The organism is Pseudomonas sp. B14(2022) (assembly GCF_012030485.1).
Classification (GTDB): Bacteria; Pseudomonadota; Gammaproteobacteria; order Pseudomonadales; family Pseudomonadaceae; genus Aquipseudomonas.
In genome coordinates, this window is sequence record NZ_JAAUVM010000011.1 from 61245 (window position 1) to 87621 (window position 26377).

Genomic DNA, 26377 nt, shown 5'->3' on the forward strand with positions numbered 1-26377 from the left:
CCACATACCTTTCAAGCTCATACCCTCTCCGACTCCACCCGGTCCCTGCCCGCCTGCTTGGCCAAATACACCGCCGAGTCGGCACGCAATAACAGCCCATCGATGCCTTCATCCACCCGCCAGCTGGCCACCCCAAAGCTCGCGGTGACGATGCCCACCGGCTCCATCGGCAGGCTGCGCAGCGATTGCCACAACTCCATGGCCAGGCCATATGCCTGCTCGCCGCCGGTGTTGGGGCACAGCACCATAAACTCCTCGCCCCCCAAGCGGCAGAATACATCGGTGCGGCGCAGACGCTGACCGATGCGCTTGCACAACTCCTGTAACACCCCGTCGCCGACTGCATGCCCGTGCTGGTCGTTTATACGCTTGAAGTGATCGATATCGAGCATGATCACCGACAGCGTCCCCGAGGTCCGGTTGAGCCTGGCCATCTCGACCCTGAGGCGATCCTGGAAATAGCGGCGGTTGTGAATGCCGGTCAGGGAATCGGTAATGGACAGCGCCCGCAGTTCTTCTTCTACCCGCTTGAGATCGGAAATATCCGACACGTAGCCATGCCACAGCGTACCGCCCCCCGGTAATTCTTCCGGCGTGGCCTCGCCACGAATCCAGCGCAGGCCACGTTGCGGCAACAGCACCCGATACTCTTCGCGCCAATGGCTCAACTGCAACGCCGACAAACGAATCGACGCCCGTACCCGCTCCGCATCCAGCGGATGGATCCGTTCGAAGACCTTCGTCGCATCTCGTTGCAACGCGTTGACCTCGATTTCATAGATGTCGCGCATACCATCGCTGGCGTAGATGAAACGCCAGTTGCCCTGGGGCTCAAGGGTGAATTGGAAGATACCGCCGGGCACGTGGGCACTGAGTTTCTTGAGCAGGCGGTCCCGTGCCGACAGGGCCTCGTAGGCGCGTTTCTGCTCGGTAACATCCAGGTAAATGGCCAGGTGACCGATCCACAGACCATGGTCATCCAGCAATACGGTGGCCAACATGTTCACGATCAACTGGCTGCCATCCTGGCGGACCAAGGTCCACTCCCGGGCTTCGTGCAGGTTGTCGGGGCTTTCAACCAGCATGGCCTGGCTCGCAGGGATACGCTTGCCCAGGGTCACGCTCAGGCTGGCCGAGCGTGCCTCCAGCTCGACCGCCAAGTGCAGGCTTTCCAGGGTCAGCCTGCCCACCACCTGCTCGGCCGGGAACCCCAGCATCTGCTCGGCACCGGCGTTGAAAGTATTGATGACACCCCGCAGGTCAGTGGCGATGATCGCCACTTGGGTAGCGGCATTCAGCACACTGCGCAACTGGCCGTGGGCACCGCGCAGTTCCTGCTCACGCAAACGCAACTGCACAGTGCGTTGCTCCACCAGTTTCAACGCGCGCTGGCGTTGGCTTACCAACACATAGAGCAAGGCGCTGAGCAGCAGGCTGAGCAGGCCACCCATGGTCAGGATCGTGGACAGCGAGGAATGATTGGTCTGCTCGAATACCTGGCTCGGGCGCAGGCTCAGGGCGTATACATGGTCGCCCAGGGTCAGGCGGCGCGCGCCAGCGAGGTCGCTGTTGGCCACGGCATTGCCGGACTCGAAGAGCACACGCGATTGCAGGTCGGAGGTGTCGACGATCTGCATCACCAGGTTGTCCCGCTCCGCTTTGGGCAATCCATCGGCGACCAGTTGGCGCATGCTGATCACCGCCATCACATAACCGTAGGGCTCATTTTTGGACAGCTCGGACGTGGGTAGGTGGCTAACCGGCGCGACCAGTAATACACCCATGGCATAAGCCGGCTCGACCCCCACCAGTTGCATCGGTTGGGACACCGCCAGCTTGCCGCTCTTTTGCGCACGTTCAAGGGCCGAGCGTCGCAAGGGCTGGGCCAGCAGGTCAAAGCCCAGGGGTGTGCCCAGCAGGCTTTGGGTCTGGCTGTAGAGCACCGGCACGTATTCATCACGCTCGGGCGCAGGGGTCAATCCTCCGGCGCTATTTAACTCACGGATGACGAAGGGCACCCCACGCTGGCGGGATACTTCTTGCTCAAACTGTCTGCGCTGTTCGCGAAACACGCGGGGCGCCCAGGAGTAGGCACGGGCGCGCAATAACAACGGCTGGGCAAACCCATCGAACTCTTCGCGGGACACGTCATCGGAATTGACGAAGAATCGCCGCAGGCTGTTCAGGCGTTGTTCCTGATCCTCGAAGCGTTCCTGCAAGCGGGTGTAACGCTCGTTGACCAGCAACTGAAAGCGCTGGCGCACCTGTTGCTGATAGAGGTCGGAGGCGGCCCAGGCGATGACTGCCGTCAGCGCGAAACCTGCCAATAACACCACCAATGCCACCAGCCAAGCCGACGCCTGCTCACTGATAAAGCCTAGGATTTTCGGGCGAACGGCTTGCAACGGCATAGGCAGCACTCACAACGCCAGCCTGCGGGAGGTGTCACTTTGGCTAGGCCTTAAGTTATAGCTATCGGCCCAGGGTTTGACCAGCGTAAAAAAGCCGCAAGCCCGGAATAATCCAGGCTCGCGGCTTTTTCTTAGCGCCGATCAGCGAGCCATGATTTTCCATGCCCGATGGATCTTCGCATTACGCGCAAAGTCCGGATCGATGGTCTTGTCGCTGATTTCCTCGACCGCATAGCGTTCGCTGAGGTTGTCCTCCAGCTGGAACTTGCGGAAGTTGTTCGAGAAATACAGCACGCCGCCCGGTGCCAGGCGCGCCATGGCCAGGTCGAGCAACTGCACGTGGTCGCGCTGGACGTCGAAGATGCCTTCCATGCGCTTGGAGTTGGAGAAGGTCGGCGGGTCGATGAAGATCATGTCGAACTCATCGCGGCTGGCGTCCAGCCAGGCCATCACGTCCCCCTGCTCCAGGCGGTTCTTGTCGGAGAAGCCGTTGAGGGAGAAGTTGCGGCGGGCCCAGTCCAGGTAGGTCTTGGACAGGTCGACACTGGTGGTGCTGCGCGCGCCGCCCTTGGCTGCGTGCACACTGGCGGTGGCGGTGTAGCAATACAGGTTGAGGAAACGCTTGCCGGCCGCTTCCCTCTGAATACGCATGCGCATCGGACGGTGATCGAGAAACAGACCGGTGTCCAGGTAGTCGGTGAGGTTGACCAGCAGCTTGACGCCGCCTTCGCTGACCTCGGTGAACTTGCCCTGAGCACTCTGGCGCTCGTACTGCTTGGTACCGCTCTGGCGCTCGCGACGTTTGACCACCACGCGGCTCTTGTCGATGTTCAGTGCCTGGGGAATGGCGGCCAGGGCATCGAACATGCGGGCCGAGGCTTTTTCCGGATCAATGGATTTGGGCGCGGCGTATTCCTGCACGTGAACCCAATCGTGGTACAGGTCGATGGCCATGGAGTATTCGGGCATATCGGCGTCGTACACCCGATAGCAATCCACGCCTTCACGCTTGGCCCACTTGCCCAGCAGCTTGAGGTTCTTTTGCAGGCGGTTGGCGAACATCTGCCCGCCTTCGCTCAGGCGCGCCTGCTCGACCACAGGGGCCGGGGCTGGCTTGATCGGGTTGCCGTTCTTGTTGTACTGGCGCTCTTGTGGCTCGACCGGGGCTTGGTCGTAAACGGCCTGCTCACGTTCAGCCTGGCGCTGTTCCGGGGTACGACGCTCGCCGGTGACGAACTGATCCGGGTTGACCTTGATCAGCAGCAATTTGCACGGCAATGCGCCGTTCCAGAACGAATACTGCTTGTGGCTGCGGATGCCCATGCGCTTGCCCAGGTCCGGCGCGCCGGTGAACACCGCCGCTTCCCAGCCCATGCACGCCTGGCGCAAACGCTCGCCAAGGTTCTGGTAGAGATACAACAGGCTGGCTTCGTCACCCAAACGCTCGCCGTAGGGCGGGTTGCAGATCACCAGGCCTTTCTGGTTCTGGTCCGGGCGCGGCTCGAAGGTGCCCACTTCGCCCTGGTACACCTTGATCCAATGGCTCAGACCGGCGCGCTCAATGTTGTTGCGTGCAGGCTGGATCAGGCGCGGGTCGGCTTCATAGCCACGCACCCACAACGGCGGCTTGTTCATGCCGATGGCTGCGCGTTCAGTGGCCTCGGTGTGCAGCTTCTTCCACAACGCCGGGACGTGACCCAGCCAGGTGGTGAAGCCCCACAATTCGCGATTCAGGTTGGGCGCCATGTCGGCGGCGATCATCGCGCCTTCCACCAGGAAGGTACCTACGCCGCACATCGGGTCAGTCAGCGCGCCGCCTTCGGCAGCAATGCGCGGCCAGCCGGCACGAATCAGGATCGCCGCCGCCAGGTTTTCCTTCAACGGCGCGGCGCCCTGCTGCAGGCGGTAGCCGCGCTGGTGCAGGCTGTGGCCGGACAGGTCGAGGGACAGGATGGCTTCGCCACGGTCCAGGCGCAGGTGGATGCGCAGGTCCGGGTTAATCTTGTCGATGGACGGGCGTTCGCCGCTCGGGGTGCGCAGCTTGTCGACGATCGCATCCTTGACCTTCAGCGCGCCGAAGTGGGTGTTGTCGATGCCTGAGCCGTGACCGCTGAATTCCACCGCCAGGGTACCGTCAGAGACCATGTGATCGGCCCATTCAATATCCAGCACGCCGTGGTAGAGGTCTTCGGCGTCCTTCATGGGAAAGCGCTTGAGCACCAGCAACACACGGTTGGCCAGGCGCGACCAGAGGCACAGGCGATAGGCGGTTTCCATGTCGGCCATACCGCGCACGGCCGAAGTGTGCTCGCGGGCTTCCTCAAGGCCAAGCCCGACGGCTTCCTCGATCAGCAGGCCTTCGAGGCCCTTGGGGCAGGTGAGGAAGAGTTCAAAACGGTCCGACATGGGGCATTCCAGGCTTTTCAGCAATAAATGAACGGGCGACGCATCGCCGGCTCGGTTTTCAAGCAAGCACTTTTCTTGAAGAGTGCTCGCGTGGCACGAATGTGCCGTTCCACCCCGTCAGACGGGCACTGGGGCCTTTATTGACAGGGCAGGGAGAGAATTTGACGCAACAAAAAGAAATATTCCGACCCTTCGTCGAATAATAACCGACTGCAACCAGTGGGCATTCTCACTAAAGGTTTAAACCCATCCTCTTTGCAGGGTGCATCATAGCTGGCTTTGCCCAACAAATGGGGCGAAAAGCCATCCCAGCTTATGGCTATAGCATCGTTATCGTTACGTGCTTATGACAAAACGATCATTGAATCCATGTGACCTATTGGTTAGAACTCAACACAGGTTGGCGCCGTAACGACGCCGACACCTAGGCTCGCCACGCCGGCAGCGAGCCCACCAACGGCAGAAAAACTCTGCCCGGCCTCAGACGAGGCCGAAGGATATCAAGACAGTCAACAAGTGAGGGAAACACCCTATGAGAAGACTTAAGCGTGATCCGTTGGAAAGAGCATTTTTACGCGGATATCAATATGGCGTTCATGGCAAATCCCGTGAGCTTTGCCCATTTACTCTACCGTCGGTACGCCAAGCCTGGATCAACGGCTGGCGAGAAGGACGCGGCGACAACTGGGACGGTATGACTGGCACTGCGGGCATCCACAGACTCAACGAACTTCACGCCGTCGGCTAATCAAGGGCATTAATTCCGACACCACCACGAATATGTAACGACTTAACCACGCACGCCCTATCCAGGCGGCGGGCTTCGGCCCAGGGGGCTCCTTTATGGAGCCCTTTTTATTGTGATTGTCCTTTTATTGTGGTGAGCGGGCTTGCCTCGCGTAGGGCTGCGAAGCAGCCCCAATAAGATCCACTCAGTCTTTCAGATAGAAATGCGCTGCCTGGTTTCAGGGCCGCTGCGCAGCCCCACGCGGGGCAAGCCCGCTGGCCGCAATCGCATCCACCGACTGGCGAATCAACGCCGGGCCTTTGTAAATAAAACCCGAGTACAACTGCACCAGGCTGGCACCCGCAGCGATCTTCTCGGCTGCATGCTTGCCTTCGGTGATGCCGCCCACCGCGATGATCGGCAAACGTCCGGCCAGCTCAGCGGCCAGCACCTTGACGATATGGGTGCTCTTGTCCCGCACCGGCGCGCCCGACAGGCCACCCGCTTCATCGCCATGGGCCAAGCCTTCGACGCCGACACGGCTGAGGGTGGTGTTGGTCGCAATCACCGCGTCCATGCCCGAATCCACCAGGGCCTGGGCCACCAGCACGGTTTCTTCGTCGCTCATGTCCGGGGCAATCTTGATTGCCAGCGGCACGCGCTTGCCATGGCGCACGGCCAGGTCTTCCTGGCGCTGGCGCAGGGCTTCGAGCAATTGCTTGAGCGAATCGCCGAACTGCAGGCTGCGCAGGCCCGGGGTGTTGGGGGAACTGACGTTGACGGTGACATAACTGGCGTGGGTGTAGACCTTGTCCAGGCAGATCAGGTAGTCATCCACCGCACGCTCGACCGGGGTGTCGAAATTCTTGCCAATGTTGATGCCCAGGATGCCCGTGTACTTCGCGGCCTCGACACGCGAAAGCAGGTGATCGACGCCCAGGTTGTTGAAACCCATGCGATTGATGATCGCCTCGGCTTCCGGCAGGCGGAAGATCCGTGGCTTGGGGTTACCCGGCTGCGGGCGCGGCGTCACGGTGCCGATCTCCACAAAACCGAAACCCAGTTGCGCGAAGCCATCGATGGCCGCGCCGTTCTTGTCCAAGCCGGCGGCCAATCCGACCGGGTTGGGAAAGTCGAGCCCCATCACTGACACCGGCATTTTTGCCGGTGCCTTGCATACCAGGCCATTGAGCCCCAGGCGGCCACCGGCGCCGATCAGGTCCAGGGACAGATCGTGGGAGGTTTCCGGGGAAAGTTTGAACAACAGCTGGCGGGCCAGGGTATACATGGGCGGGCTAGACTCGGATGGCGGCGAAAGGTGGCCGCGATTATAGCCGGGGTGACGGGGTACACGCGAGGCGAGCCGCCCAAACGTCAGTAGCGCTGCTGTACCAGGGTCTCATAACGTGCCCAGATTTTTTCTGCATAGCGCATGCGCAACACGTCGCGCTGAGGGCCGGAGCCGGGCCCGACATTGTAGGAACCCACAGCCGTCCAGTTGTAGCCAAAACGCTGGATAAACTCGGCGAGTATGGAGGCCCCGACTTCCACCGACAGACAGGGTTCACTCAACAGCCTTTCCTCGGTGATACCCAGCTTGAGCAGGCGAGGCAAATGGATACTGTTGATCTGCATCAGGCCGATATCCCGTGTGCCATTACCGTTCGCGTAGTTCATCGCATCCGGGCGAAAATCCGACTCCACGGCGGCGATAGCCTGTAGCAATTCCGGCTCGATATCGTAGCGATGGGCGGTTTCCTCCCAGCAATAGGCCAGTGCCTGGTTGCCGCTCGTCATCAGGCCAAGCAACAGCAACCTGCGCCAGAACTCAGCCATGACTGACTTGGCCACAGGCCGAACACACATACTGCACGGTATCCATAGGCCCGTGCCCATGCTGCTCAGCCTTCACCGGGCATGTAAAGCGATACCCACGACCATAGATGGTCTTGATAAACCCCTTGTCAGCGCCAAGATGCTTTCGCAGCGAGTAAATGCAACGGGTCAGCGACTCCTCGGCGACCTCCCCCTGGGGCCAGGCCAACTCCAGCAAACGGTCCTTGCTCATCAGCACACCGCCAGAGACCAGCAGCAGCCGCAAAACATGCAGTTCCTTGGGTGGCAACTGGACATCGCTGCCGTCGCCGGTCAGGCGACCGTCGCCATGCAGCGTCCACTGGGAAAAGAGCAGGGAAGTCGCCGTCAATTCATCATTCACGACGGCCATATCTACCTCGACATCCGACTACTGACATTGAAGTCCTTATTTTCCAGTACTGGCTCTTTCGCCCACATCACGACTATAAAAAACCGCCTTGCAGCCCACGCTAGGAAAAAACCCATACAACCAAAGCTTTTTAGCCACCCCCTGTAAGACTCTTCACCCACACACACCAGACGCTCCCCTCTTATAGACCTCGTGCAACTCAACCCCCAACCGGTCCTCCAGTTGCACCAACTCGCCCAATGCGAGCAACCGGCCATTAACCCGAACCTCCACGCAGTGGATAATGCCTGGCGACAATGGCAGCACCTTCCCAGGAGCAAAGGCTGCCAGGCGCCTGCGGCTGATTAGTTGTTCCTGTAGAAGAATTTCCAAATGCATGGGTCAACACCTTATTCACGGAGAGCTATCGCGACCCGGGCGTACAAATGCACGTTGCACGCGCTCGTATTGCGCCGCACTCAACGGTGGTGCGCCGACGCCTGTCGCCAACGCTTCCAACTCGCTCCCCACGGCCCGGGCCTGAATCACAAACAGGCGAACCTTGGCCGGGCCAGTTGAATCGGCGCTGCGTCCCGACTCATGTGCCTCACGGCTGAACGCTCCCAGCCACAGGCGCTTGCCCTGCGGCACCCTTACCACACTGCTGACACTCACCCGCCCGACCGCTGTCGGTTTACCACGCCGCCCCGCCTGGCTCAGTTGTCGATCATCCTCGACATGGAGAAGCATCTCGATCTGATTCGCTTCGGCAAAACGCGGCAGCACGCTGACCTGGGAGCCATATTGCACGGGCTTCCAATCAGCATGGTCAGCTCCGGGAGCCGGCAGGTAGAAGGTATGGTTATCCTGAAACACGGCCGGCACATTCTCTTGGGTGAGAATTACCGGCAACGTCATCACCCTTGCTCGCCGCCGGCGCTCCAGCGTGGCTATTTGCGCCATCAAGCGGTTATCGTCCATCGGCTCCAGAATTCGCGTGGCCTGGGCCTTCGCGTCCTTGTCCCAGTCAAAGCCCAGCTTTTTCAGTTCATCACGGTCCACGTCCACCATCCACAGCGAGACTTCGATAGAACGCTTGGGTGTGTCCAACTCCGCCACCAGGCGTTCGATGAGAGCCAGTTGCGCAGGCTTGCCCTTGATCAGCAGGCTGTTGGTATCCGGATAGGCGATCACTACCAGGCTCTTGTCGGCCAGCGCTCCCTTCTGTTCAGAACCCAACAGGGTGTCGATCGTCGATGCGATGCCCGGCACCGTGACCTTTTCGTCGCCCATGGCATACCCTCGGTCTGCCACATGGGTGTTGAGTACCTGAACGACAGCAAACGCCTGGTTACCTACGTGCAATTCAGCCCGCTCGCGATCCATCAACTGGGCCAGACGCAAGACCTGGTCGACATAATGGGGTGGCCCGGACACATGGAATGTCCGCGTCCCGCTCACGCGCAGGGGGTAACGTGTTTCATCAAGTCCCGAGCGGCGCATGAAGCCACGAAACCTGTCGACCGATATATGCCGCAACACCACCGCCAGGCTTTTTGCCTCGCTGACGGCGTAGAGGTAGAGCGCCTGCCCATCGCTGTACCAGATCAAGCCGTATTGCTGTGAAAGCGTCTCCAGGGCCTGTTGCGGCGTATCGAGGTCAATGACCTCGCTGATGCGTATGCGCGCCACTTCACTGCTCACGACGATGGGCAGGCCCATAGGCATGGACAAGGCGGTAAAAACGGTGTGCAGGCTCTCGTCCTGCGCCTGGTAGGTTTCGCCCTGGGCATCGACACTTCCCAGCATCAGCGCAGTAAACAGCAGCCAGAGACAGGGAGTCGTTACGGAAAAGTGAGCGTACACCTTGGATTTCCTGGGCGGCCTGGCAGTAAGAAGCGGCCATACTGAGAGGCAGCCGATTTTCAATCTTGATGGAAAGTTGACGGCCGGCGGCGCCCATCGGCCCGTGGCATGTGCCTTGCTATGGACTCTGTATCAGAGCGCGCACCAACGGCGGAGCGGGCTTACGGACAAAGGCGTCGTTACCCGCAATGGCCTTGCATCGCCATCTGAGGGAACGACGCTTTTTTTTGAAAGAAAAGGTAGGTGTTGATGAACGATTCGGTTGGCAACAGCCCGATGAACGACCCGCTGGCCTGGGTCAACGGCAGTGATGCCCCGGAGAAGAGCAGCCTTGACCTGGGCTTCATGGCCTTGAGCGATTGCGCATCCCTGGTGGTGGCGGCGACCCAAGGCTTCGCACAGCCTTATGGCTTGACCTTGAACCTCAAGCGCCAACCTTCATGGGCCAACCTGCGGGACAAACTGGTCAGCGGCGAACTGGATGCCGCCCACAGCCTGTACGGGTTGGTGTACGCAGTGCACTTGGGCATCGGCGGCGTCGCGCCTACCGACATGGCAGTACTGATGGGGCTGAACCAGAACGGTCAAAGCATCAACCTGTCCCACAGCCTGCAACAGCAGGGAGTGATCACTCCTGAAGCACTGGACCGCCACGTGCACCAAAGCCGAACAAAACTGACTTTCGCCCAGACCTTTCCCACAGGCACTCACGCCATGTGGTTGTACTACTGGCTGGCGAGCCAAGGCATTCATCCGCTACAGGATGTGGACAGCGTCGTAGTACCGCCCCCGCAAATGGTCGCGCACCTGCAGGCCGGGCGTATCGATGGCTTTTGTGTCGGCGAGCCCTGGTGCGCCAGTGCCGTAAAGCAAAACCAGGGCTTTACCCTGGCGACCACCCAGGCGATCTGGCCGAACCATCCGGAAAAGGTGCTCGGCTGCACCCAGGCCTTTGTCGACCAGTATCCCAACACCGCCCGCGTGCTGGTGATGGCGATCCTGGAGGCCAGCCGCTTTATCGAGCAAAACACCGAAAACCGTCGCTCCACCGCACAATTGCTCAGCGGCCGCGAGTACCTCGATGCCCCGCTCGACTGCATCGAGCCGCGCTTGCTGGGCGCCTATGACGACGGCCTGGGCAACCAGTGGCAGGACCCCCATGCCCTGCGTTTTTTTGCCGATGGCGAGGTCAACTTGCCCTACCTCTCCGATGGCATGTGGTTCATGACCCAGTTTCGACGCTGGGGCCTGCTGCGCGAAGACCCTGATTACCTGGGCGTTGCTCGCCAAGTGCAACAGCTGGCGCTGTATCGTCAGGCAGCCGAGGCACTGGGCCTCGGCAACAACGGCCAGGACATGCGCAGCAGCCAACTGATCGACGGCAAAATCTGGGACGGCTCGGACCCCGCCGGCTACGCGCGCAGCTTCCGCCTGCATGCCATGGTCGATCCTACCAGCCGCCAAGCCTTGCGCTGACAGGAGGACATCCATGCTGCGAATCCTGTTAATCAACGACACCCCGCGCAAGGTCGGCCGCCTGCGCACGGCGCTGATCGAGGCCGGCTTCGAGGTGATCGATGAATCCGGCTTGACCATCGACCTGCCTGCGCGCGTCGAAACGGTGCGCCCGGACGTCATCCTGATCGATACCGAGTCACCGGGCCGCGACGTGATGGAGCAAGTGGTGCTGGTCAGCCGCGACCAGCCCCGGCCCATTGTGATGTTTACCGACGAGCATGACCCCGACGTGATGCGCCAGGCGATCAAGTCCGGGGTCAGCGCCTACATCGTCGAAGGCATTCAGGCCCAGCGCCTGCAACCGATCCTCGATGTGGCCATGGCCCGCTTCGAGAGCGACCAGGCCTTGCGCGCCCAGCTCCAGGCGCGGGACCAGCAGTTGGCGGAGCGCAAGCGCATTGAGTTGGCCAAGGGCATGTTGATGAAAATGAAGGCCTGCAATGAGGAAGAGGCCTACACCCTGATGCGCCGCCAGGCCATGAGCCGCCAGCAGAAACTGATTCAGGTGGCGGAGCAGATTATCGCCATGAGCGAACTGCTCGGTTAAACATCCGTAGCATGTGTTGGATAAGACGGTAACTACGGCCAGCATGTTGGCGCAGGACTTGCTAAGTAATCATCACAGGTAACCAACGGCGGTTGCCCCTTCACGACAAAGACGTCGCACACCCGGTTTGCCCTCGCGAACCCGGTGGCGGCGTTTTTTTTGTTTTGGCCCCGTAGCACGGGGCCGGTGGGGCGGCCTCAGCCGGCGGCTCCATCACCAGGCCTTCTTACAAGACTCCCAACCGTTGAGGTGCGTGATGAAATCAAGCTTCTGGAAATCCGGGCACACCCCGACCCTGTTTGCCGCGTTCCTGTATTTCGACCTGAGCTTCATGGTCTGGTATTTGTTGGGCCCCCTGGCGGTGCAGATTGCCGCCGACCTGCACCTGACCACCCAGCAACGCGGCCTGATGGTGGCGACGCCGATCCTGGCCGGCGCGGTGCTGCGCTTTCTGATGGGCATGCTGGCGGACAAGCTGTCGCCCAAGACCGCCGGGCTGATCGGCCAGGTGATTGTGATCGTCGCATTGTTCGGCGCTTGGAAACTGGGGATTCACAGCTACGAACAAGCCTTGTTGCTGGGGCTGTTCCTCGGCATGGCCGGCGCATCCTTTGCGGTGGCGCTGCCGCTGGCATCCCAGTGGTACCCGGCCGAACACCAAGGCAAGGCCATGGGCATCGCCGGTGCCGGTAACTCGGGCACGGTGTTCGCTGCCCTGCTGGCCCCCGTGCTGGCGGCCGCATTTGGCTGGAGCAATGTGTTCGGCTTCGCGCTGATTCCGCTGATCCTGACGCTGATCGTCTTCGCCTGGCTGGCACGCAACGCACCCGAGCGGCCGAAAGCCAAGTCCATGGCCGACTACTTCAAGGCCCTGGGCGACCGCGACAGCTGGTGGTTCATGTTTTTCTACAGCGTGACCTTCGGCGGCTTTATCGGCCTGGCGAGTGCCCTGCCCGGCTATTTCAACGACCAATACGGCCTGAGCCCCACGACTGCCGGCTACTACACCGCTGCCTGCGTGTTCGGTGGCAGCCTGATGCGCCCACTGGGCGGCGCCCTGGCCGACCGTTTCGGCGGGATCCGCACCCTGCTGGGCATGTACAGCGTTGCGGCGATCTGCATTGCGGCAGTGGGTTTCAACCTGCCCAGCTCCTACGCGGCACTGGCGCTCTTCGTCTGCACCATGCTCGGTCTGGGTGCGGGCAATGGCGCCGTGTTCCAGTTGGTGCCACAGCGTTTCCGGCGTGAGATCGGCGTAATGACCGGCTTGATCGGCATGGCCGGCGGCATCGGCGGTTTCGCCCTGGCGGCGGGCATGGGCGCGATCAAGCAAAGCACCGGTAGCTATCAACTGGCCTTGTGGCTGTTCGCCAGCCTGGGCGTACTGGCCTGGTTCGGCCTGCATGGCGTCAAGCGTCGCTGGAGAACCACTTGGGGTTCGGCCGCAGTGACCGCTGCGCGCGTCTGATGAGCCTGCAACTGAGCGTCGCCCATGCCAGCGCCATCGGCCCACGGGCGGAAAACCAGGATGCGCTGCGGGTTGTCACCCCCGCAGCGGAACTGGCGGCGAGCAAAGGTTACCTGTGCGCCATGGCCGACGGTGTGAGCCAGTGCGCCGACGGCGGCCTGGCCGCACGCTCGACTTTGCAGGCCCTGGCCCTGGATTACTACGCCACACCGCAAACCTGGGGCGTGGCGCAGGCATTGGAGCGCCTGCTGCTGGCGCAAAACCGCTGGTTGCAGGCCAATGGCGGCGGCCAGCCGTTGCTGACCACCCTCAGCGCCTTGGTCTTTCGCGGCCAGCGTTTCACCCTGGCCCATGTCGGCGATTGCCGGGCGTATCGCTGGCTGGACGGTGAGTTGCAGCGCATCAGCGAAGACCATGTGTGGGAACAGCCGGGCATGCAGCACGTGCTCAAGCGTGCCCTCGGCCTGGATCAACATCTGGTGCTGGATTTTCTCGACGGTCAATTGCGCGAAGGTGAGTGCTTCCTGCTGCTCAGCGACGGCGTATGGGCCACCCTGGGCGATCACAGCATCAGCGCGATCCTGCGCGAACAAGCCGACCTGGACCTGGCGGTAACTACGCTGGTCAATGCCGCACACCTGGCGGGCAGCCAGGACAATGCCAGCGCCTTGCTGGTGCGTGTCGACACGCTCGGCGCCGCTACGCTCGGCGATGCCTTGGTGCAACTGCAGCAGTGGCCCTTGCCACCGCTGCTGAAAACAGGGCAACACTTCGAAGGCTGGCACGTGGACGCCGTGCTGGCGCAAAGCAGGCAATCATTGCTGTACCGGGTGCGCGATGCCCAACAGCAACCCTGGTTGCTGAAAACCCTGCCACTGAGCCGCGACGACGACAGCGACGCCGGCCAGGCATTGCTCTCGGAAGAGTGGTTTCTGCGGCGGGTAGCCGGGCGCGCATTTCCTGAAGTGCATGCCGCGAGCGGGCGCCAGCACTTGTACTACGTGATGCGTGAATACCCAGGGCAAACCCTGGCCGAGCTGTTTCAGCACCAGGGCCCATTGCCCCTGGCGCAATGGCAGTCCGTGGCCGAGCGTTTGCTGCGCGCAGTGGGCATGCTGCATCGACGGCAGATCCTGCACCGCGACATCAAGCCGGAAAACCTGCTGCTGGGGGATGACGGTGAATTGCGCGTGCTGGATTTCGGTCTGGCCTACTGTCCGGGTCTTTCGGAGGACCGAGCCCATGTGCTGCCTGGGACCCCGAGTTTTATCGCGCCCGAAGCGTTCAATGGTGACCGTCCCACAGCCCAACAGGATTTATACAGCGTTGGCGTCACCCTGTATTACCTGCTGACCGGGCACTATCCCTACGGGGAAATCGAAGCTTTCCAACGGCCTCGATTTGCCCAGGCTGTCAGCGCCAACCGCTATCGCTCGGACCTCCCGGATTGGCTGCCCCTGAGCCTCGAACGGGCTGTGGCCGCACAGCCGGCGCATCGCTACGAAACCGCCGAGGAATGGTTGCGGGTGCTGGAACAGGCTGACCGCCAGGAACTGAGCATCCGTCCCAGGCCTCTGCTGGAGCGTGAACCGTTGAAGGTGTGGCGCACCTTGGGCCTGGTCTCGATGCTGATCAATCTGATTCTTCTGTATTCACTCTTTCACAGCTGACGTCAGCTCTAGACGAGGAAAAACCCATGAACGCGAAAGTCTGGCTGGTGGGCGCGGGCCCTGGCGACCCGGAGTTGTTGACCCTCAAGGCTGTACGGGCCATGCACGAAGCCGATGTGGTACTGATCGATGACTTGGTCAACCCGGCGGTGCTGGAGCATTGCGCCAAGGCGCGAGTGATCACGGTTGGCAAACGCGGCGGCTGCCGCTCGACCCCGCAGGACTTCATCCACCGCCTGATGCTGCGTTACGCCCGCCAAGGCAAATGCGTGGTGCGGCTAAAGGGGGGTGACCCATGCATTTTCGGGCGCGGTGGCGAAGAAGCCATGTGGCTGCGCGAACGCGGCGTCGAAGTAGAGTTGGTCAACGGGATTACCGCCGGGCTGGCGGGCGCAACGAATTGCGCGATTCCACTGACGTTGCGTGGCGTCAGCCGCGGTGTGACCCTGGTCACGGCCCATACCCAGGACGACAGCAGCCTTAATTGGCGCGCGCTGGCGGAAGGCGGGACGACATTGGTGGTGTATATGGGAGTGGCCAAGCTGGAGGAGATTCGCAAGCAATTGCTGGAAGGTGGGATGGCGGCAGATATGCCGGTGGCGATGATCGAGAATGCATCACTGCCCCAACAGCGCGAATGCCGCAGCCAGCTGTCGCGGATGCATGAAGACGCCCAGGCATTTGCCTTGAAGAGCCCCGCGATTCTGGTGATCGGCCATGTTGCAGCCACCGAGCAGACGGCTTACGTCGCTACCGCAGTCAGCGCCTGAGACAAACTCCAGGCGAAAAAAAACCCGGCCGAAGCCGGGTTTTTTCTACATCTCAGTAATTACTGAGCGGTAGCTTCAACCGACGCTTCTACGCGACGGTTAACAGCACGACCAGCTTCAGTTGCGTTGTCAGCAACTGGGCGGGATTCGCCGTAACCTACAGCAGTTACACGGCTAGGAGCCACGCCGTCTTTAACCAGGACTTGCTTAACAGCGTCAGCACGACGCTGGGACAGCTTCTGGTTGTAAGCGTCTGGACCTACGGAGTCAGTGTGACCAGCAACTTCTACGTTGGTAGCTGGGTACTGAGCCATGAAGTCGGCCAGGTTTTTCACGTCGCCGTAGCTGTTAGGCTTAACAACGGCCTTGTCGAAGTCGAACTTAACGTCCAGCTCAACACGAACAACCTGAGCAACTGGAGCTTCTGGCTCTGGAGTTGGCTCTGGAGCTGGTGCTGGGGTAGGAGCTGGAGCAGCTGCGCCAGCGTTACCGCCGAAGTTCACGCCCAGGCCAACCAGTGCGGAGTAGTCCCACTTGCCGTTGTCCAGACCGTAGTCAGCTTCAACACCGGCACGAGCGTACAGGTTGTTGGTGAAGTAGTACTTCACGCCGGTACCAACGGTAGCGAAGGTAGTCTGGTCGCGACCGCTGTGGCCGTCAGCCTGAACGTTGGTACGGCTCTGGTGACCGAAGCCGCCTTCTACGTATGGACGCAGGCTGTCTACGCCAGCTTGACCGAAGTGATACTGGGCAACCAGGCTGCCGGTATCGCCTTTGATCTTCTGGTTACCAGTACCGTCGTTCGAACGGGTGTGGTTGGTCTTGTCGTAGGACAGGTTCAAGGACAGGTCGTCGGTCAGGAAGTAACCGATGCGAGCGCCAGGATTGAAGCCGTCTTCGATGTGCTTGACGCTATCGTTGTACTGCTTCTTGTAGAACAGCTCGCCTTCAACTGCGCCTTGGCCTTGTGCCAGAACGCCGAAAGAAGTAGCGGCAATAAGAGAACCAATGGCCAAGCCCAAGGTGTTTTTCAGTTTCATCCGTTAAATCCCCATCTGGTGATTGTAAAGCAGTCCCACAAACCGGGGGACAACTCGGCGACAAGTCTAACAGAACTTGCCTACACGTAAGAGATATTTGCCACGCACTAAGTTTCAGTCTCGCCCGCAAATTTCTCACGTAATTTATCTAGAGCACGTTTGTAACGCATTTTTGTAGCACTCAAACCCATGTGCATGATGTCAGCGATTTCCTGGAATTCCAGCTCCGCGACAAATCGTAGCACCAGAATTTCCCGGTCAATCGGGTTCACATACACCAGCCAGCGATCAAGTCCGCCCTTCTCCTCGGGTGCCGGCGCCTTTTCTTCAGACGCCTCCTCAAGGGGGTCCAGACTCAAGGCGTCCATCAAGCGACGCTTTCGCCGTTCCTTCCGATACTGCGTGATGCACTCGTTGTAGGTGATGCTGTATAGCCATGTCTTGAACTTCGATTTGCCCTCAAAGTTCTTCAGGCCGTACAGCACCTTGAGCATCACTTCCTGACAGACATCATCCGCATCTCTATCGTTCCCTAAATACCTTGAACAAACGTTGAACAGAGTGCGTTGATATCTGCGCATCAATTCTTCATACGCGCGAGTTACGTGAAACAGCTCCGTGTGCGCGCGCGCGACCAACTCCTCATCAGAGAGCTCACGGGGGTCATAGCGCGTGGACAGCGTTTGGGCTTTATTCAAAACAAGTCGTGCCGACAGTCAGGTCAATGTCCACTACAGCCCGGTCAGCCGGGCTTGCGGCGGCGTACATTAGCAGGGTTTACCGGGTTAGCGGCTACTGACCTGCTGCTCGAGGAGAATCCGATTGGACAGCGACACCAGGTCGCCGTCATCGGTCAGCACCGTCGTCTTGACTGTGCCGATCTCCTCGATTTGCCCTTCGACCTCGCCCACACGCACCTGTTGCCCAACCTGATACAACTCACGCACATAGATTCCCGCAAGAATCTGGCTGGCAATTTCCCGGCTTCCCAACCCCATGGCCAGCGCAACGGCCAGACCAACGGTAATCAAAACGATCACAATCACGTGGTTAAGCAGGTCAGTTTTGACCTCCAACTGGCTGATCGCGACCGAAATACTGATGATGATCACCAGCCCCTGGGCGATTCGCCCCAGGCCAGCGGCATAGTCCAATCCCACACCTTCGGCGGCACCGCGCACCAGCCCATTGGCCAATTGTGCGAGCAAAACGCCTACGAGGAGCACCAGCGCGCCGCCGAAAACCTTCGGCAAATACAGCGCCAGCATGTCGAGCGTAGCTGAAACTCGCTCAAGTCCAAGGGATTGCGCCGCTGAAACCAGAAAAATCAGCAAAACAAACCAATAGACGATCTTGCCGATTAACGTGGAGATCGGCACCTGCAGCCCGGCGCGCCCCAGCAGCTTGGTCAGGCCGGTGCCTGCCATCAGGCGGTCAAGGCCCAGTTTTGCGAGCAACTTGGACAGCAGGGTGTCGAGCAGCTTGGCCACGACAAAGCCCAGCAGCACCAGGACCAGGGCACCAAACAGGTTGGGAATGAAATTCGCCACCTTGGTCCACAATGCGGTCATCGCGGTGACCAGGCTCTGGGTCCAGAGATCAAGTTCCATATTCAATCAGCCTTATCAGCAGTGCGAGCAAGAGGTTTACGACGGGAAACCGGGGATACGTGGGCCGAACCGTTGTTCAGGGCCATCATCAACGCCGGCATCCAGCGGCCGAGCAGGCCGAACAGGTCACCCGCGCCCACCTGGCGATTAGCCGTTTTCAGCACACGGCCCAGACAGGCATCGTCGTCGCGGTTGGACGGCGAGGCATTGAGCATGTCACGCAAAGACTGTTCGAACGGATCGTGCATAAAGACCTCTCGCAAGTGATTTAAAAGACGAGGGTAAAATTCCTGGGGTCACATGGGACCCTTCCTACGTTCAGGTCGTATTCAGCTCAAACCCAGCGCAATCGTCGAAACAACCACCATTGCCCGAGCGCCACCGACACCATCAACAGGCATGCAATCACGAATCCGTAAGGGCTGGCAGAGAACGGTATGCCACCCACATTTATACCCAGCAAACCGGTCAGGAAACTCATCGGCAGAAAGATTCCCGTGATGATCCCGAAGCGGTACATGGTGCGATTCATGCGCACGCTCAAGCGCCGGTCTTCGGCCTCAAGCACAAGCCCCACGCGCTCCCGGGTCAATTCGAGCTCTTCCAGGTAGCGGGTCAGACTGTTGTTCAATTCGTTCCAGTAGTCGGCATCGTCGTCACAGAACCACGGCAATTTTATCCGCGTGAGCTGGGCAAAAATATCCCGCTGCGGCGACAGGAAACGCTTGAGCCCGGCCGCTCGGCGACGGATCTGCAAAACACTGCCATGTTCAGGTGTGTACCGTTCGTCGGTATCGAGTTTTTCTTCCTCAGCATCGACGATTTCCGACAAATCCGTGACCAGATCCTGGACCTTGTTGGTCAGGTACTGAGCCATATAAAGGATGAGCTCCGAGGCGGTTTTCGGCCCCTTGCCATCCGCCAACTGCACCAGCAGCTCATCGGTAGCGCGCAGCGGGCGCAGACGCAGGGAAATCACGCGGCTGGCGGCGGCGAAGATACGTACCGAGACCATGTCTTCCGGCTCGGCCCCCGGATTGAGGTTGACCCCGCGCAGGAACAGCAGCAACTCGGCATCCGGCAGCGGCAACAGGCGTGGGCGGGTGTTCTCCTCCAGCAGCAGATCACAGGCGAATTCGCTCAAGCCACTGGATTTGCGCAGCCAGGTCTGGGTCTGGGGATGACTGCGATCCCAGTGCAGCCACAGGCTTTCCTGGGGCTGCAGTTGCAAGTCGTCGAGCTCAGTCCGGGCAATCGAACGCGCACCGCCTTTACCGTCCAGCACCAGGGCATGCACCAGCCCCCACTGCGCGTTTTCTTCCTCGAACATCCCCACCCCTGTTGGTTATTGCGGTTTATTCAGGCATTTGCAGCGGGCTTGGCGAGACGATCACGCCATTATTGTCGGCGTAGATGTACTCACCTGGGCGGAACGTCACACCCGCAAATGTCACCACGACGTTCAGGTCACCGATGCCGCGCTTGTCGGTTTTCATCGGATGGCTGGCCAACGCCTGTACGCCCAGGTCAGTCTGGGCGATGACATCGACGTCACGGATGCAGCCGTAGATCACCAGGCCTTCCCAGCCGTTTTTAGCGGCTTTCTCGGCGATCATGTCGCCCAGCAACGCGCGGCGCAGGGAACCGCCACCGTCGACCACCAGCACCTTGCCGGCGCCCGGCTGGTCGGCCTGTTCCTTGACGAGGGAGTTATCTTCGAAGCATTTGATGGTGACGATCTCGCCGCCAAAGGAATCTCGGCCGCCGAAGTTGCTGAACATCGGCTCGACCACCTGCACCAGGTCAGGGTAGGCGTCGCACAGGTCGGGGGTCACGTAATGGTTCATTGAAAAAATTCCTTTCCGTCAAAGAAGTGTCTTTCGAAAGAAGCGCCAGCCGGAGCCGGTGCGCAACATCCCATCCGCTTCGTCGCAACGCAATAACCAGTGAGCGACTGAATATGACCAGAAGCGTTTAACGCGTCATATCTTAGCCGCAACCACACTCGAGCGAAACGCCCTTGGCAGAGCCCTGCGTCAAACTACGACCAATGCCTCAGGCTTGGCACCCAACAAAGGTGTCAGTGGATCGTTTAACCATTGTTTTACCAGCGGCCAGACCTCGGCCTGGGCGGCTTTGCTGACCAGCATTTCCACATGCCCGAAATCCTCAGTAAAGCCTTGCTGACGCCCCAGGCACAGGTACTGACGGTGCTCGGAGCTGATCTGCTCGAACAGCTTGCGGCAAGCCCAGTCCGGATCTTGCTGATCGCCCGCCGCGCTCACAGCCAACAGCGGCACGTCGACATCCGCCAGGCCTTTCCACCAATCGCGCTTACCTTCGCCAAAGCGACCGAACAGGCCATTCCAGCGCATGGCTTCGATCAGCACACCCGCCGGTTCGTCCTCCGGTCCTCGCTTGAGCCGCGAGCCGGATACTCCGCCGAAGCGCTTTAAAAGCAGACGGCCGGTCCACTCCACCGGCGGAAGCTTCAACGGCCAGTGGCTGCGACTAACCTGACAGCCAAACAAGGCCACCGAGGCCACTGCCGGCGCGCCAAGATGCTGCCCACCCAGGGCCGCCGCCAGGGTTGTGCCGCCCAGAGAGTGACCAATCCAATGGGGAATCTGCGCACTTTGCTCACGCACAAACGCGCCAATGGCCGGCAAGTCGTAGCGCGCGTAGTCGGCGACCCGGTTCCGGGCGTAGTCCTGATTGCGCCGGGACAGCCCATGGCCACGCATTTCCGGGATCCACACATCGAACCCCTGGCGTGCCAGGTAGGCGCCAAGACCGATACCCTTGGGCGAGTACCAGAAGCGCCGATTGGAAAAACTGCCGTGCAACAAAATAACCGGGATGCCCCGGCTTTGCGGGACATCGGCCAGGCCCAAACGGGTAACGGCCAGCTCGACGGTACCGTCGGGGCTGTTACCGGGCTTGAGGCGGTACACATCTTCACTCAGGTCGCCACGACGTTCAGCACTGATCAGGGCGACGGGAAACAGGTTGCTGCTGCTTTGCATAATGCTCTTGCACAAAAAAGGGCGGCGTCCGGAAGGATTTCCGCCCTGCACAGATAAGAATGCCGGTCACCCTCGACGGGGGACCGGCACTTTTGACATCACGACCTTAGGCGGACGCTTGGCCTTCCGCCAGGAAGAACCAGGTTTCCAGCACGGAATCGGGGTTAAGCGAGACGCTTTCGATACCCTGCTCCATCAGCCATTTGGCCAGGTCCGGGTGATCGGAAGGGCCTTGGCCGCAGATACCGATGTACTTGCCGGCCTTGTTGCACGCCTGGATGGCGTTGGCCAGCAGCTTCTTGACCGCAGGGTTACGCTCGTCGAACAGGTGAGCGATGATCCCGGAGTCGCGGTCCAGGCCCAGGGTGAGCTGGGTCAGGTCGTTGGAACCGATGGAGAAACCGTCGAAGAACTCCAGGAACTCCTCGGCCAGGATGGCGTTGGACGGCAGTTCGCACATCATGATCACGCGCAGGCCGTTTTCGCCGCGGGACAGGCCGTTTTCGGCCAGCAGGTCGACCACTTGGCTCGCCTCGCCCAGGGTACGTACGAACGGCACCATGATCTCGACGTTGGTCAGGCCCATCTCGTTGCGCACACGCTTGAGGGCGCGGCATTCGAGCTCGAAGCAGTCACGGAACGCTTCGCTGATGTAACGCGAGGCGCCACGGAAGCCCAGCATCGGGTTTTCTTCTTCCGGCTCGTAGAGCTTGCCGCCGATCAGGTTGGCGTATTCGTTGGACTTGAAGTCCGACAGGCGCACGATGACCTTTTTCGGGTAGAACGCCGCCGCCAGGGTGCTGATGCCTTCCACCAGCTTCTCGACGTAGAAGCCCACCGGGTCGTTGTAGCCGGCGATGCGCTTGTCCACGCTTTCCTTGATGTCCAGCGGCAGGCCGTCGTAGTTCAACAGGGCCTTGGGGTGCACGCCGATCATGCGGTTGATGATGAACTCCAGACGGGCCAGGCCCACACCGGCGTTCGGCAACTGCGCGAAGTCGAAGGCACGGTCCGGGTTGCCGACGTTCATCATGATCTTGAACGGCAGGTCGGGCATTGCGTCGATGGAGTTTTGCTTGATGTCGAAGCCCAGCTCGCCTTCAAAGATGAAGCCGGTGTCGCCTTCGGCGCAGGACACAGTCACGCCCTGGCCGTCCTTGAGCAGTTGGGTGGCGTTGCCGCAACCGACCACTGCCGGGATCCCCAGTTCGCGGGCGATGATCGCCGCGTGGCAGGTACGCCCGCCACGGTTGGTGACGATGGCGCTGGCACGCTTCATCACCGGTTCCCAGTCCGGGTCGGTCATGTCGGAAACCAGCACGTCACCGGGCTGGACTTTGTCCATCTCGGACACGTCCTTGATGATCCGCACCTTGCCGGCGCCGATGCGCTGGCCGATGGCACGGCCTTCCACCAGCACGGTGCCGGTTTCCTTGAGCAGGTAGCGTTCCATGACGTTGGCCGAGGTACGGCTCTTCACGGTTTCCGGACGGGCCTGCACGATGTACAGCTTGCCGTCGTCCCCGTCCTTGGCCCATTCGATGTCCATCGGGCACTTGTAGTGCTTTTCGATGATCATCGCTTGCTTGGCCAATTCGCTGACTTCCGCGTCGCTCAGGCAGAAGCGCGCGCGCTCGGCCTTGTCGACGTCCACGGTTTTCACCGAACGACCGGCCTTGGCCTCGTCGCCGTAGATCATCTTGATAGCCTTGCTGCCCAGGTTGCGGCGCAGGATGGCCGGGCGGCCGGCTTCAAGGGTGTGTTTGTGTACGTAGAATTCGTCGGGGTTGACCGCGCCTTGTACAACGGTTTCGCCCAGGCCGTAGGCGCCGGTGATAAACACCACGTCACGGAAGCCCGACTCGGTGTCCAGGGTGAACATCACGCCGGCGGTGCCGGTTTCCGAACGCACCATGCGCTGCACACCGGCAGACAGGGCCACCAGCTTGTGGTCGAAACCCTGGTGCACGCGGTAGGAAATGGCGCGGTCATTGAACAGCGAGGCAAACACTTCCTTGGCTGCGCGGATCACGTTTTCCACGCCGCGGATGTTCAGGAAGGTCTCTTGCTGACCCGCGAAAGAAGCATCCGGCAAGTCTTCGGCGGTGGCCGAGGAGCGCACGGCAACGGCCATGTCAGGGTTGCCCGCCGACAATGTGGCGAAGGCGGTGCGGATTTCTTCGTTGAGTTTCTCAGGGAACTCGGCTTCCATGATCCATTGGCGGATCTGGGCACCGGTCTTGGCCAGGGCGTTAACGTCGTCGACGTCCAGGGCGTCCAGCGCGGCGTGGATCTGAGCGTTGAGGCCGCTCAGTTCGAGGAAATCACGGTAAGCCTGGGCCGTGGTGGCGAAACCACCGGGCACCGACACACCAGCGCCTGCAAGATTACTGATCATCTCGCCGAGGGATGCGTTCTTGCCCCCTACGTGCTCTACATCATGGACGCCGAGCTTATCGAGGGAAACTACGTACTCTACCAAGGTGATCTCTCCACTAACTGTGTTGGAAAAGCTCAGGACGCCGGCTGCTCGTAGGAGCGATTACCCGCGTTTGTGGCCTGGACCTGGAAAATAAGTGAGAATGCGGCCCACTATGGGGCGGCAAAATCGCGCCTATCATATCCAAGATTCGTCATCAGCTTAAGGCCCAGGGCTCAAATGAAACGATCTGCTTTCTTTATCTCCGACGGCACCGGCATTACAGCCGAAACCCTGGGTCAAAGCCTGCTCGCGCAGTTCGAAAACGTTACGTTCGCCAAATTCACACGGCCCTATATCGACAGCGTGGATAAAGCGCGGGCTATGGTACAACAAATCAATCTGGCGGCTGAAAAAGACGGCTTTCGGCCGATCATTTTTGACACCATCGTCAATCAAGACATCCGTGAGATTCTCGCAACGTCGAATGGTTTCATGATCGACATTTTCTCGACGTTCCTGGCGCCGCTGGAGCAGGAGTTGAGCGAACACTCCTCCTATTCGGTCGGAAAGTCCCATTCCATTGGGCATAACTCCAATTATATGGAGCGTATCGAGGCGGTGAACTTCGCCCTCGACAACGACGACGGCGCTCGCACCCACTACTACGACAAGGCCGACCTGATCCTGGTCGGCGTGTCACGCTGCGGCAAAACGCCCACCTGTCTGTACATGGCCATGCAATTCGGCATCCGTGCGGCCAACTACCCGCTGACCGAAGACGACATGGAGCACCTGACGCTGCCTGCGGCGCTGCGCGCCCATTCGCACAAGCTGTTTGGCCTGACCATCGACCCGGACCGTCTCACCGCCATCCGCAACGAGCGCAAGCCCAACAGCCGCTACTCCAGCTATGCCCAGTGCGAATTCGAAGTGCGCGAAGTAGAAAATCTGTTCCGTCGCGAGAATATTGCGCACATCAATTCCACGCATTTTTCGGTGGAAGAGATTTCGGCGAAGATTCTGGTGGAGAAAGGTGTGGAACGGCGCTTCAAATAACACCTTGATACTCTGTTTTACTGTGGCGAGCGGGCTTGTCCCGCTCGCCACAGTTACAGTGTTCCTCCTTAACTGACTTGCTTGCCACAACAAGCCTGCTCACAGCATGGACGTCCACTCGCTATAGGTGAAACCGCCCTCCCCCCTGCCCCAACGCCGTCGCCAACGCATCAAACCCCGCCCGCAACAACTGATCGTCCCCAGACGTATTGCAGATACTCGCCCGAATGAACTGCGGCACCGCCGTCTGCCCTACGGCAAACGCCTCGGCGGTGGCGATCAGGTAATTATTCTGCTTGAGCTCCGCCTCGATTTCCGACGCGCGCCAGGGCTCCGGCACTTCGATCCAGAAGTGCGGGCTGTTCAGGTGAGTGCGGTACGCCAGGCCGGCCAACAAGTCCTGCACCAAGGTTTTGCGTCGGCTGATCTCGTTGATCTGCTGGCGCAGCAGGTATTCAGCCGTGCCGTTTTCAATCCACTGCGTCGCCAGTTCCAGGGTCACCGGCGTGGCCATCCAGCAGGTGGAGCGCAAGGCCGCCGAGATACGGCTGACCAGCGCCGGGGGCGCATGCACATACCCCACACGCAGCCCGGCAGACACGGCCTTGCTCAGGCTGCTGATCAAAATCGTACGTTCGGGAGCGAAATGGCTGAGGGGCGGTGGACGGTCTTCAACCAATACGCCGTGGGCTTCGTCCTCAAGAATCAGCAGATTATGTTCCCGGCACACCTTCACCAAGGCTTCGCGCCGCGCCACGGATAACACCGCCGTGGTCGGGTTCTGGATGGTCGGCGTGCAATACAACGCTGAAACCCGGTGATTACGACAGACTTCATCCAGCGCGCTCGGCAGCACGCCTTCTTCGTCCATCTCCAGGCCGATCAAGCGGATACCCAGCATGCGCGCGGCGGTGATCAGCCCCGGGTAAGTCAATTGTTCGGTGACCACCGTATCGCCGGCGCGCAGCAGGGCCATCATCGCGCACAGCAGGCCATGCTGGCCGCCGTTGACGCAGATCACCTGCTCGGGGATCGGATGAAAATCACGCTGCACCAGCCACTGCGCGCCCGCATCGCGATAACGCGGCAGGCCGGCGTCCGGGGTGTAGGCACTGATGTCCTGGAGGAACTTGGCGTTGGTCGAGAGGGTTTGGAAGCTCTGTGCCAGGAAGGTGGTTTCCTGACCCGGAATATGCATGTTGCGGCTCATGTCGAAGTACTGGCGCGGCTCCTCGCTGAAGTTACGAAAGCCTTCATCACGCTGGCGCTCCATCCCACGCTTGCGTACGAACGTGCCGTCACCCACTCGCGCTACCACCAAACCCAGACGCTCCAGCTCACCGTAGGCCCGGCTGATGGTGCCGATGGTCACCCCAAGATTGTCGGAAAGCACCCGATGAGGCGGCAGTTTTCGTCCCGGTTCAATCAAGCCTTCGAGGATGCCCCGTTCCATGACATCGGACAGGCGCTTGTACTTCACGCCCTGCCCGTTGGACAACCCCTCACGCATAATTGACACCATGTCAATATTTGTTTTGACAGCCATCTTTCGCCCTAATAGTGTGCTTTTACGGGTTCAATCGCCGAATTTTACAACTCATTACAAGCTCAATATAGAGTTCAATTCAGGCTCA

General features: G+C 60.3%; 23 protein-coding genes. 7 read left to right on the forward strand and 16 right to left on the reverse strand.

Annotated elements, in window-relative coordinates; genetic code table 11:
• Nucleotides 1-17: 17 nt before the first annotated feature.
• Both HCF10_RS17430 and rlmKL read right to left on the reverse strand, forming a co-directional pair.
• The gene (locus HCF10_RS17430; protein ID WP_131699679.1) at nt 18-2411 is read right to left on the reverse strand and encodes a sensor domain-containing diguanylate cyclase; all 2394 of its coding nucleotides are present in this window, start codon (nt 2409-2411) and stop codon (nt 18-20) included.
• A 141-nt stretch (nt 2412-2552) separates the two neighbouring features.
• Nucleotides 2553-4817 (reverse strand): bifunctional 23S rRNA (guanine(2069)-N(7))-methyltransferase RlmK/23S rRNA (guanine(2445)-N(2))-methyltransferase RlmL, encoded by a 2265-nt coding sequence (gene rlmKL / locus HCF10_RS17435; RefSeq protein ID WP_131699680.1) that lies wholly within the window; start codon nt 4815-4817, stop codon nt 2553-2555.
• Between the two features lie 532 nt (nt 4818-5349).
• Here rlmKL and rmf point away from each other — a divergent pair.
• On the forward strand, nt 5350-5565 hold the full coding sequence (gene rmf / locus HCF10_RS17440; RefSeq protein WP_002553055.1) for a ribosome modulation factor: 216 nt from the start codon (nt 5350-5352) through the stop codon (nt 5563-5565).
• A 217-nt stretch (nt 5566-5782) separates the two neighbouring features.
• Here the strand turns inward: rmf and HCF10_RS17445 are convergent, their stop codons facing one another.
• The 5 genes from HCF10_RS17445 to sctC form a co-directional block, all read right to left on the reverse strand.
• Nucleotides 5783-6832 carry a quinone-dependent dihydroorotate dehydrogenase gene (locus tag HCF10_RS17445; RefSeq protein WP_131699681.1) on the reverse strand — a complete coding sequence of 350 codons (1050 nt, stop codon included), beginning with the start codon at nt 6830-6832 and terminating at the stop codon, nt 5783-5785.
• Between the two features lie 86 nt (nt 6833-6918).
• The gene (locus HCF10_RS17450) at nt 6919-7380 is read right to left on the reverse strand and encodes a transglycosylase SLT domain-containing protein (RefSeq protein ID WP_145337023.1); all 462 of its coding nucleotides are present in this window, start codon (nt 7378-7380) and stop codon (nt 6919-6921) included.
• On the reverse strand, nt 7373-7771 hold the full coding sequence (locus tag HCF10_RS17455; protein ID WP_131699683.1) for a winged helix-turn-helix domain-containing protein: 399 nt from the start codon (nt 7769-7771) through the stop codon (nt 7373-7375). The genes HCF10_RS17450 and HCF10_RS17455 overlap by 8 nt, the downstream gene beginning before the upstream one ends.
• Before the next feature lie 153 nt (nt 7772-7924).
• Nucleotides 7925-8149: a FliM/FliN family flagellar motor switch protein gene (locus HCF10_RS17460; RefSeq protein WP_131699684.1), complete on the reverse strand. Its 225-nt coding sequence runs from the start codon at nt 8147-8149 to the stop codon at nt 7925-7927.
• Between the two features lie 15 nt (nt 8150-8164).
• Nucleotides 8165-9559: a type III secretion system outer membrane ring subunit SctC gene (gene sctC, locus HCF10_RS17465; protein WP_167656090.1), complete on the reverse strand. Its 1395-nt coding sequence runs from the start codon at nt 9557-9559 to the stop codon at nt 8165-8167.
• A 333-nt stretch (nt 9560-9892) separates the two neighbouring features.
• Here sctC and HCF10_RS17470 point away from each other — a divergent pair, with 333 nt between their 5' ends.
• The 5 genes from HCF10_RS17470 to cobA all read left to right on the forward strand — a co-directional run bounded on the left by HCF10_RS17470 (nt 9893) and on the right by cobA (nt 15589).
• A complete protein-coding gene (locus HCF10_RS17470; protein ID WP_167656091.1) occupies nt 9893-11092 on the forward strand; it encodes a CmpA/NrtA family ABC transporter substrate-binding protein in 1200 nt (399 codons plus the stop codon).
• A 13-nt stretch (nt 11093-11105) separates the two neighbouring features.
• On the forward strand, nt 11106-11681 hold the full coding sequence (locus HCF10_RS17475) for an ANTAR domain-containing response regulator (RefSeq protein ID WP_027603690.1): 576 nt from the start codon (nt 11106-11108) through the stop codon (nt 11679-11681).
• A 256-nt stretch (nt 11682-11937) separates the two neighbouring features.
• Entirely contained in the window at nt 11938-13149 is a 1212-nt protein-coding gene (locus HCF10_RS17480; protein ID WP_167656057.1) for a nitrate/nitrite transporter, read from the forward strand.
• On the forward strand, nt 13149-14819 hold the full coding sequence (locus HCF10_RS17485; protein ID WP_145337024.1) for a bifunctional protein-serine/threonine kinase/phosphatase: 1671 nt from the start codon (nt 13149-13151) through the stop codon (nt 14817-14819). Before HCF10_RS17480 ends, HCF10_RS17485 begins: the two co-directional genes overlap by 1 nt.
• Before the next feature lie 26 nt (nt 14820-14845).
• Nucleotides 14846-15589 carry a uroporphyrinogen-III C-methyltransferase gene (gene cobA / locus HCF10_RS17490; RefSeq protein WP_145337025.1) on the forward strand — a complete coding sequence of 248 codons (744 nt, stop codon included), beginning with the start codon at nt 14846-14848 and terminating at the stop codon, nt 15587-15589.
• Nucleotides 15590-15648: 59 nt separating this feature from the next.
• On the opposite strand, the gene HCF10_RS17495 is transcribed toward cobA, so the two are convergent.
• The 8 genes from HCF10_RS17495 to ppsA all read right to left on the reverse strand — a co-directional run bounded on the left by HCF10_RS17495 (nt 15649) and on the right by ppsA (nt 23747).
• Nucleotides 15649-16629, reverse strand: coding sequence for an OmpA family protein (locus tag HCF10_RS17495; protein WP_065873888.1), 981 nt, complete (start codon nt 16627-16629; stop codon nt 15649-15651).
• Nucleotides 16630-16736: 107 nt separating this feature from the next.
• Entirely contained in the window at nt 16737-17327 is a 591-nt protein-coding gene (gene sigX, locus HCF10_RS17500) for an RNA polymerase sigma factor SigX (RefSeq protein WP_003175518.1), read from the reverse strand.
• Between the two features lie 87 nt (nt 17328-17414).
• Nucleotides 17415-18239, reverse strand: a complete 825-nt coding sequence (locus tag HCF10_RS17505) for a mechanosensitive ion channel family protein (protein WP_131699687.1) — start codon at nt 18237-18239, stop codon at nt 17415-17417.
• 2 nt (nt 18240-18241) lie between these two features.
• Complete coding sequence (locus tag HCF10_RS17510; RefSeq protein WP_015885347.1) at nt 18242-18487, reverse strand: hypothetical protein; 246 nt, start codon at nt 18485-18487, stop codon at nt 18242-18244.
• Between the two features lie 86 nt (nt 18488-18573).
• Nucleotides 18574-19569, reverse strand: a complete 996-nt coding sequence (locus HCF10_RS17515) for a zinc transporter ZntB (RefSeq protein WP_027603685.1) — start codon at nt 19567-19569, stop codon at nt 18574-18576.
• Between the two features lie 25 nt (nt 19570-19594).
• Nucleotides 19595-20086 (reverse strand): ribonuclease E activity regulator RraA, encoded by a 492-nt coding sequence (gene rraA / locus HCF10_RS17520; protein WP_027603684.1) that lies wholly within the window; start codon nt 20084-20086, stop codon nt 19595-19597.
• 189 nt (nt 20087-20275) lie between these two features.
• On the reverse strand, nt 20276-21265 hold the full coding sequence (locus HCF10_RS17525; RefSeq protein ID WP_167656058.1) for an alpha/beta fold hydrolase: 990 nt from the start codon (nt 21263-21265) through the stop codon (nt 20276-20278).
• Between the two features lie 106 nt (nt 21266-21371).
• Nucleotides 21372-23747 carry a phosphoenolpyruvate synthase gene (gene ppsA / locus HCF10_RS17530; protein WP_131699689.1) on the reverse strand — a complete coding sequence of 792 codons (2376 nt, stop codon included), beginning with the start codon at nt 23745-23747 and terminating at the stop codon, nt 21372-21374.
• A 177-nt stretch (nt 23748-23924) separates the two neighbouring features.
• Here ppsA and ppsR point away from each other — a divergent pair, with 177 nt between their 5' ends.
• Nucleotides 23925-24743: a posphoenolpyruvate synthetase regulatory kinase/phosphorylase PpsR gene (gene ppsR, locus HCF10_RS17535; RefSeq protein WP_003175525.1), complete on the forward strand. Its 819-nt coding sequence runs from the start codon at nt 23925-23927 to the stop codon at nt 24741-24743.
• 121 nt (nt 24744-24864) lie between these two features.
• On the opposite strand, the gene HCF10_RS17540 is transcribed toward ppsR, so the two are convergent.
• Entirely contained in the window at nt 24865-26289 is a 1425-nt protein-coding gene (locus HCF10_RS17540; RefSeq protein WP_027603680.1) for an aminotransferase-like domain-containing protein, read from the reverse strand.
• Nucleotides 26290-26377 lie beyond the last annotated feature (88 nt).

Bases quoted from the DNA above. Each gene is read 5' to 3' on its own strand.
- HCF10_RS17430 (WP_131699679.1), bottom strand. From the start codon at position 2,411: ATGCCGTTGCAAGCCGTTCGCCCGAAAATCCTAGGCTTTATCAGTGAG.
- rlmKL (WP_131699680.1), bottom strand. From the start codon at position 4,817: ATGTCGGACCGTTTTGAACTCTTCCTCACCTGCCCCAAGGGCCTCGAA.
- rmf (WP_002553055.1), top strand. From the start codon at position 5,350: ATGAGAAGACTTAAGCGTGATCCGTTGGAAAGAGCATTTTTACGCGGA.
- HCF10_RS17445 (WP_131699681.1), bottom strand. From the start codon at position 6,832: ATGTATACCCTGGCCCGCCAGCTGTTGTTCAAACTTTCCCCGGAAACC.
- HCF10_RS17450 (WP_145337023.1), bottom strand. From the start codon at position 7,380: ATGGCTGAGTTCTGGCGCAGGTTGCTGTTGCTTGGCCTGATGACGAGC.
- HCF10_RS17455 (WP_131699683.1), bottom strand. From the start codon at position 7,771: ATGGCCGTCGTGAATGATGAATTGACGGCGACTTCCCTGCTCTTTTCC.
- HCF10_RS17460 (WP_131699684.1), bottom strand. From the start codon at position 8,149: ATGCATTTGGAAATTCTTCTACAGGAACAACTAATCAGCCGCAGGCGC.
- sctC (WP_167656090.1), bottom strand. From the start codon at position 9,559: ATGCTGGGAAGTGTCGATGCCCAGGGCGAAACCTACCAGGCGCAGGAC.
- HCF10_RS17470 (WP_167656091.1), top strand. From the start codon at position 9,893: ATGAACGACCCGCTGGCCTGGGTCAACGGCAGTGATGCCCCGGAGAAG.
- HCF10_RS17475 (WP_027603690.1), top strand. From the start codon at position 11,106: ATGCTGCGAATCCTGTTAATCAACGACACCCCGCGCAAGGTCGGCCGC.
- HCF10_RS17480 (WP_167656057.1), top strand. From the start codon at position 11,938: ATGAAATCAAGCTTCTGGAAATCCGGGCACACCCCGACCCTGTTTGCC.
- HCF10_RS17485 (WP_145337024.1), top strand. From the start codon at position 13,149: ATGAGCCTGCAACTGAGCGTCGCCCATGCCAGCGCCATCGGCCCACGG.
- cobA (WP_145337025.1), top strand. From the start codon at position 14,846: ATGAACGCGAAAGTCTGGCTGGTGGGCGCGGGCCCTGGCGACCCGGAG.
- HCF10_RS17495 (WP_065873888.1), bottom strand. From the start codon at position 16,629: ATGAAACTGAAAAACACCTTGGGCTTGGCCATTGGTTCTCTTATTGCC.
- HCF10_RS17505 (WP_131699687.1), bottom strand. From the start codon at position 18,239: ATGGAACTTGATCTCTGGACCCAGAGCCTGGTCACCGCGATGACCGCA.
- HCF10_RS17510 (WP_015885347.1), bottom strand. From the start codon at position 18,487: ATGCACGATCCGTTCGAACAGTCTTTGCGTGACATGCTCAATGCCTCG.
- HCF10_RS17515 (WP_027603685.1), bottom strand. From the start codon at position 19,569: ATGTTCGAGGAAGAAAACGCGCAGTGGGGGCTGGTGCATGCCCTGGTG.
- rraA (WP_027603684.1), bottom strand. From the start codon at position 20,086: ATGAACCATTACGTGACCCCCGACCTGTGCGACGCCTACCCTGACCTG.
- HCF10_RS17525 (WP_167656058.1), bottom strand. From the start codon at position 21,265: ATGCAAAGCAGCAGCAACCTGTTTCCCGTCGCCCTGATCAGTGCTGAA.
- ppsR (WP_003175525.1), top strand. From the start codon at position 23,925: ATGAAACGATCTGCTTTCTTTATCTCCGACGGCACCGGCATTACAGCC.
- HCF10_RS17540 (WP_027603680.1), bottom strand. From the start codon at position 26,289: ATGGCTGTCAAAACAAATATTGACATGGTGTCAATTATGCGTGAGGGG.